Origin of the sequence: Cellulomonas citrea, assembly GCF_009829685.1 — a bacterium.
Lineage (GTDB): Bacteria > Actinomycetota > Actinomycetes > Actinomycetales > Cellulomonadaceae > Cellulomonas > Cellulomonas citrea.
On sequence record NZ_VWSD01000305.1, the window covers coordinates 1 to 1,162 of the forward strand.

Below are 1,162 nucleotides of genomic sequence, written 5' to 3' on the forward strand. Positions count from 1 at the left end.
TTCGCCGACGCGGCGAGGGCCGACCGTGCCGTCTGCTGCGCGCCGACGGCGACCGCGTCCGGAGCACCTGCCGCCACCGCGGCGTCGGTCTGGGTCGCCGCTGCCGAGGTGGCGACCCGCCCGGCGGCAGCACGCTGGGACGAGACCGCCTGGGCGTTCTGGGCGGCGAGCACACCCGTCGAGGCCAGGGCCAGGACGGCGACGGCGGCGGTGGCCGCGCGCCCGCGCCAGGCAGACGGCCGAACGGGCGGCGCAGGCGGCGTCGGGTCGCCGGTACGCGGCGTCGGGACCCGGTCGAGAAGCGGCCCGGTGACCCGTGCGGGCGCTGAGGTGCGAGGACCTGTGCGTGCGAGGTCTGTGCTCATGATCGTCCGATCGGCGGGCCGACAATGCGACTGCTATCGCCTCAATAGTCCCCGCAATTTCACCCGACCGCAAGCGCCGAAATCACAAATCGGACATTTGACTCATGAGAAGACAACTGCGCCGTAAAGCCATTTGTCGCGCAGTGCCGCACCCACAGCCATGGCGGTGACGCCACTCCTCAGCATCTGCGCGTTGTGCGGCGGAGACTTCGACCAGGCGCTGACCAGCGACTTCGCAGAGCCATCGCTCACGCAGCCCACGATGTTGTCGTGCCCCGAGTGCCAGATGCCGCCCGCGTCGGCCATGTCCATCGCATGGGCCACCAGGGCAGGCGAGCGCGAAACGGACAATGCCGACATTCCGTTGCTCATCCGATAAATGTTGATCTGCTGGGCGATGTCGGCGCCGGAGATCTCGGTCGAGCCCATTCCCTCGCCCGTGCACACCTTGCCCCCGGCACCGATCCGCGCGGCCTGCGACACGCCGGTCCCGGCCCCCGCACCGCCCTGCGGCCCAGCAGCCAGGGTGGTCGACGACGAGGTCGTCGCGCGCTGCTGAGCGAGCCAGGCGGTCTCGGACTGCTGGACCTGCGCCGCATCCGCTGAGGTGACAGCCGAGAGTCCCTGCAGCTCCCGCGCACTCACCGCACCACCCCGGCCCGCGCTCAGCGCAGCGACGGTGGCCTGCAGCCGGGCGCGCAGCGCAGGATCGGCGTGCGGTGAGGCGTCCAGGACGGCGACCGCCTGGTCCAGGGCCGCACCGGCCGCCGCGACGACGTCGACACGCCCGGCGCGTG

At 71.9% G+C, this 1,162-nt stretch carries 1 protein-coding gene and 1 pseudogene; both read right to left on the reverse strand.

Going from position 1 to position 1,162, the window contains the following annotated elements; translation table 11 throughout:
- Positions 1–365, reverse strand: a pseudogene (locus F2B26_RS16350) (hypothetical protein); the annotation flags it as partial.
- 102 nt (positions 366–467) lie between these two features.
- Positions 468–1,162: CAP domain-containing protein (locus tag F2B26_RS16355; RefSeq protein WP_201292799.1), on the reverse strand; the 695-nt coding region annotated here is incomplete at its 5' end.